Annotated in this window: 2 protein-coding genes, 1 tRNA gene, 2 rRNA genes and 1 pseudogene; 5 read left to right on the forward strand and 1 reads right to left on the reverse strand. The window is 32.4% G+C overall.

What is annotated here, in order from left to right; genetic code table 11:
* The first annotated feature begins 157 nt into the window (after window positions 1-157).
* The 4 genes from GJT96_RS00015 to murB all read left to right on the forward strand — a co-directional run bounded on the left by GJT96_RS00015 (window position 158) and on the right by murB (window position 4,485).
* A tRNA-Glu gene (locus GJT96_RS00015) sits at window positions 158-229 on the forward strand.
* Between the two features lie 71 nt (window positions 230-300).
* Window positions 301-3,237: ribosomal RNA gene (locus GJT96_RS00020) — 23S ribosomal RNA — on the forward strand.
* A 54-nt stretch (window positions 3,238-3,291) separates the two neighbouring features.
* A 5S ribosomal RNA gene (gene rrf / locus GJT96_RS00025) occupies window positions 3,292-3,407 on the forward strand.
* 34 nt (window positions 3,408-3,441) lie between these two features.
* A complete protein-coding gene (murB, locus tag GJT96_RS00030) occupies window positions 3,442-4,485 on the forward strand; it encodes a UDP-N-acetylmuramate dehydrogenase (RefSeq protein WP_169780225.1) in 1,044 nt (347 codons plus the stop codon).
* A 23-nt stretch (window positions 4,486-4,508) separates the two neighbouring features.
* Here murB and aroQ read toward each other — a convergent pair whose 3' ends face one another.
* Window positions 4,509-4,964 carry a type II 3-dehydroquinate dehydratase gene (gene aroQ / locus GJT96_RS00035; protein WP_169780226.1) on the reverse strand — a complete coding sequence of 152 codons (456 nt, stop codon included), beginning with the start codon at window positions 4,962-4,964 and terminating at the stop codon, window positions 4,509-4,511.
* A 197-nt stretch (window positions 4,965-5,161) separates the two neighbouring features.
* On the opposite strand from aroQ, the pseudogene GJT96_RS02460 reads away from it, so the two are divergent.
* Window positions 5,162-5,254 (forward strand): annotated as a pseudogene (locus GJT96_RS02460) (rod shape-determining protein); the annotation flags it as partial.
* Between the last annotated feature and the right edge of the window lie 81 nt (window positions 5,255-5,335).

Genomic DNA, 5,335 nt, shown 5'->3' on the forward strand with positions numbered 1-5,335 from the left:
ACCACTTTATGATTCATAACTGGGGTGAAGTCGTAACAAGGTAACCGTAGGGGAACCTGTGGTTGGATCACCTCCTTTATTATAAAAAATCCTAAAATGAGAATGTCCACACATATTTTCTGATATTTATTTAATTAATAATAAGTAGATTTTATCAGTCCCTTTCGTCTAGAGGTTAGGACATCGCTCTTTCACGGCGGTAACAGGGGTTCAAATCCCCTAAGGGGCAATTGTTTTTTAAAATTAGGTTTTATTATATAAAATTATAAATTTAAATATTTAGACGATTGTGGGTTGTAAGGTTAAGTAAATAAGCGTATATGATGGATGCCTTGGCAGTCAGAGGCGATGAAGGACGTGTAAATCTGCGAAAAGCATCGATAAGCTGATATAAAGCGTTATTAGTCGGTGATTTCCGAATGGGGAAACCTAATATATGTAATTATATATTATCGTAATTTGAATACATAGAATTACGAAGTAAACCAGGAGAACTGAAACATCTAAGTATCCTGAGGAAAAAAAATCAATAGAGATTTCCTTAGTAGTGGCGAGCGAACAGGAAAAAGCCCGAGATATATTTTACTTATTATATTAGTAGAAATAACTGGAAAGTTATACGACACAAGGTGATAGTCCTGTATATTAAAATATAATAATTATAATCTCAACGAGTAGAACGAGACACGAGTAATCTTGTTTGAATATAGGGGGATCATCCTCTAAGGCTAAATACTACTGACTGACCGATAGTGAACTAGTACCGTGAGGGAAAGGTGAAAAGAACCCCGGTTAGGGGAGTGAAATAGAACCTGAAATCATATACGTACAAGCAGTAGGAGCACTTTAAAAAGTGTGACTGCGTACCTTTTGTATAATGGGTCAGCGAGTTATATTTTGTAGCAAGGTTAACTGTATAAGGAAGCCGTAGGGAAACCGAGTCTTAAAAGGGCGTTTTTAGTTGCAAGATATAGACCCGAAACCCGGTGATCTAACCATGAGCAGGTTGAAGGTTTGGTAATTCTTACTGGAGGACCGAACCGACTAATGTTGAAAAATTAGCGGATGACTTGTGGTTAGGGGTGAAAGGCCAATCAAACCGGGAGATAGCTGGTTCTCCCCGAAAGCTATTTAGGTAGCGCCTCGTGTAATTCATATTCGGGGGTAGAGCTCTGTTTCGGTTAGGGAATCTACCAGATTTACCAATCCGATGCAAACTACGAATACCGAATTTATGTTATCACGGGAGACACACAACGGGTGCTAACGTCCGTTGTGAAGAGGGAAACAACCCAGATCGCTAGCTAAGGTCCCTAAGTTATAATTAAGTGGGAAACGAAGTGGAAAGGCATAAACAGCCAGGATGTTGGCTTAGAAGCAGCCATCATTTAAAGAAAGCGTAATAGCTCACTGGTCTAGTCGTTCTGCGCGGAAGATGTAACGGGGCTAAATTATACACCGAAGCTGCGACAATAAAAAGAATATTATTTTATTGGGTAGGGGAGCGTTCTGTAAATTGCTGAAGGTAAATTGTAAAATTTATTGGAGATATCAGAAGTGCGAATGCTGACATGAGTAACGATAAAATAGGTGAAAAACCTATTCGCCGAAAGACTAAAGTTTCCTATCCAACGATAATCGGGGTAGGGTAAGTCGATTCCTAAGATGAGGCTGAAAAGCGTAGTTGATGGATAACAGGTTAATATTCCTGTACTCATTATTATTGTGAAGGGGGGACGAAGAAGGTTAAATTATCCAAGTGATGGTTGTCTTGGTTTAAGCATGTAGATGAATTATCTAGGAAAATCCGGGTAATTATTAACATTGAGGTGTAATGACGAAATACTTTATTGTATTGAAGTAATTGATACCATACTTACAAGAAAATCCTCTAAACTTAAATAATATTGAATCGTACTATAAACCGACACAGGTAGTCAGGTAGAGAATACTAAGGCGCTTGAGAGAACTCAGGTGAAGGAACTAGGCAAAATAGTGCCGTAACTTCGGGAGAAGGCACACTGATTGTTGGTAAGAAAATTTACTTTTTAAGCTAATATCAGTCTAAGATAACGGCTGACTGCAACTGTTTATTAAAAACACAGCACTGTGCAAACACGTAAGTGGACGTATACGGTGTGACGCCTGCCCGGTGCCGGAAGGTTAATTGATAGGGTTATTATTTTATAAGAAGCTCTTGATCGAAGCCCCGGTAAACGGCGGCCGTAACTATAACGGTCCTAAGGTAGCGAAATTCCTTGTCGGGTAAGTTCCGACCTGCACGAATGGCGTAATGATGGTCAGACTGTCTCCACCTGAGACTCAGTGAAATTGAAATTGCTGTGAAGATGCAGTGTACCCGCGGCAAGACGGAAAGACCCCGTGAACCTTTACTATAGCTTGATATTGAATAATAAATATTAATGTGTAGGATAGGTGGGAGATAATGAAATATTAACGCTAGTTAATATGGAATCAACCTTGAAATACCACCCTTTAATATTTATTATTCTAACCTAAATCCGTAATCCGGATTAGAGACAATGTCTGGTAGGTAGTTTGACTGGGGCGGTCTCCTCCTAAAGAGTAACGGAGGAGTACTAAGGTCAGCTAATCACGGTCGGAAATCGTGAGGTTAGTGCAAAGGTATAAGCTGGCTTAACTGTAAGAATGACAATTCGAACAGATGCGAAAGCAGGTCTTAGTGATCCGATGGTTCTGTATGATAAGGCCATCGCTCAACGAATAAAAGGTACTCCGGGGATAACAGGCTAATACCGCCCAAGAGTTCGTATCGACGGCGGTGTTTGGCACCTCGATGTCGGCTCATCACATCCTGGGGCTGAAGTAGGTCCCAAGGGTATGGCTGTTCGCCATTTAAAGTGGTACGCGAGCTGGGTTTAGAACGTCGTGAGACAGTTCGGTCCCTATCTGCCGTGGGCGTTGGAAGATTGAAAGGATTTACTCCTAGTACGAGAGGACCGGAGTGAACGTATCTATGGTGTTCGGGTTGTCATGCCAATGGCATTGCCCGGTAGCTAAATACGGAAAAGATAAGCGCTGAAAGCATATAAGCGCGAAACTTACCTTAAGATTAATCTTCCCATGATTTTTATTAATTATTTATAAAAATCTCTTAAGGGACGTTAAAGACTATGACGTTGATAGGCTAGATGTGTAAGCATAGTAATATGTTAAGCTAACTAGTACTAATAAACACCCGTGAGTCTTAACCTTACAACACCAGAATCGTTTAATTATTAAATTATTGAATAATATTTATGAAAAAGTCCTGGTATAAATAACGCAATGGTACCACCTGAATCCATTCCGAACTCAGAAGTGAAATATTGTAGTGCCGATGGTAGTGTGAGGTTTCCTCATGTAAGAGTAGGTAAATACCAGGAACGAAAATTAAAATTTTACATAAAAATGTCATATATGAATAATTCATTAAAGATATTAAATACTTTTAATTTAAAAATTAATGGATATAAAATATCTATAATTAAAAATTTACAAAAATTATGTCAGTTATGGAAAAAATATAAAAAAAAACATTATCCTTGTTTAGTATTAGGAGAAGGAAGTAATGTTTTATTTTTAAATAATTTTTATGGATTAGTCATTATTAATAGAATTAAAGGTATATATATTAGAGAATCTAAAAATTATTGGAATTTACATATAAATTCTGGAGAAAGCTGGCACAAATTAGTTAAATTTACGTTAAAAAATAAAATTTATGGTTTAGAAAATTTAGCATTAATACCTGGACGTGTTGGTTCTGCACTAGTTCAAAATATTGGAGCTTATGGTTCTAGTATAAAAGATTTTTGTCAATATGTTGATTTTATTGATCCTATAAGTAAAAAAATTAAAAGATTTAATAATAGAGATTGTCAATTTAAATATAGAGATAGTATTTTTAAACATAAAAATTATAAAAAATATATTGTGATTTCTGTTGGTTTATTTTTATCAAAAAAATGGATTCCAAATTTACGATATTCTTCTTTAAAATATTTAAAAAACGATAATATTACTCCTCAAAAAATTTTTAACTATATTTGCAATATAAGACGAAAAAAAATCCCTAACCATAAAATTTATGGTAATGCAGGTAGTTTTTTTAAAAATCCTTCTATTTCTTTAGAAAAAGGATCTAAATTATTACAAATGTATAATAATATGCCTTATACTTTACAAGATAATTGTATTAAATTATTTGCAGGATGGTTAATTAACCAATGTAATTTTAAAAAATATCTTTATAAAGGTGTTACAGTACATTCTAAGCAATCATTAATAATTTTAAATAAATTTAATAATTCTTTAGGTATAGATATATTAAACTTTGCTATTAAGATATATAATACTGTAGGAAATAAATTTGATGTCTGGTTAGAACCAGAAGTAATAATTATAGATAGTTATGGAGAAATAAATCCCTTAATTTTTTTTAAAAAAAATAATAATAATTAATAATTTATTTATATTATTGTATATTAAATACATATTTTTAATCTTTTAGTAATAGCCTTTAATGCTAAAATATAGCCATATGAACCTAATCCTGATATAACTCCACTAGAAATATCTGAAAAAAAAGATTTTTTACGAAATATTTCTCTTTTATATATATTAGTAATGTGTACTTCTATAAAAGGGATATTAATTCCTAATAAAGTATCACGTAAAGCAATACTAGTATGTGTAAAAGCAGCAGGATTGAAAATAATATAATTAATTTTATTTTTATATGTTATTAAATAATCAATTAATTTATATTCTGCATTAGATTGAAAATGACTTAATTTACAATTTTTTTTTTTAATTTTTGTTAACAATATTTTAATAATATCTTGTAAAGATCTATTACCATATTTACTAGGTTCCCTAGTACCTAAAAGATTTAAATTAGGACCATTTAAAATTAAAATATGATATTTTTTTTTTCTCATGTTTTTCTATTTTATTTTTTTAAAAATAAATTATCTAATTTATAATTTTATTATATTTTAATTTAAAATGTAAATTAATTTTTTTATTTATAATAAACAATTTATTTATTATAAATAAAATGTTATCATACATTATATATAAAAAAAATTTAATTTAATCGAAATAAAGATAAAATATAAAATCGGGTTTTTTTATTATGTTAAAAAAAATTCGGGGAATGTTTTCTAATGATTTATCTATAGATTTAGGAACAGCAAATACTTTAATTTATGTTAAAGGTAAAGGTATTGTTTTAAATGAACCTTCTGTTGTAGCTATAAGACAAGATAAAACAGGATTCCCTAAAAGTGTAGCTGCTGTTGGATATAAT

It is taken from the genome of Enterobacteriaceae endosymbiont of Donacia piscatrix, from assembly GCF_012569525.1.
Lineage (GTDB): Bacteria > Pseudomonadota > Gammaproteobacteria > Enterobacterales > Enterobacteriaceae.

Excerpts from the sequence above, each read along its gene's own strand:
- murB (WP_169780225.1), top strand. The coding sequence starts at position 3,442 with ATGAATAATTCATTAAAGATATTAAATACTTTTAATTTAAAAATTAAT.
- aroQ (WP_169780226.1), bottom strand. The coding sequence starts at position 4,964 with ATGAGAAAAAAAAAATATCATATTTTAATTTTAAATGGTCCTAATTTA.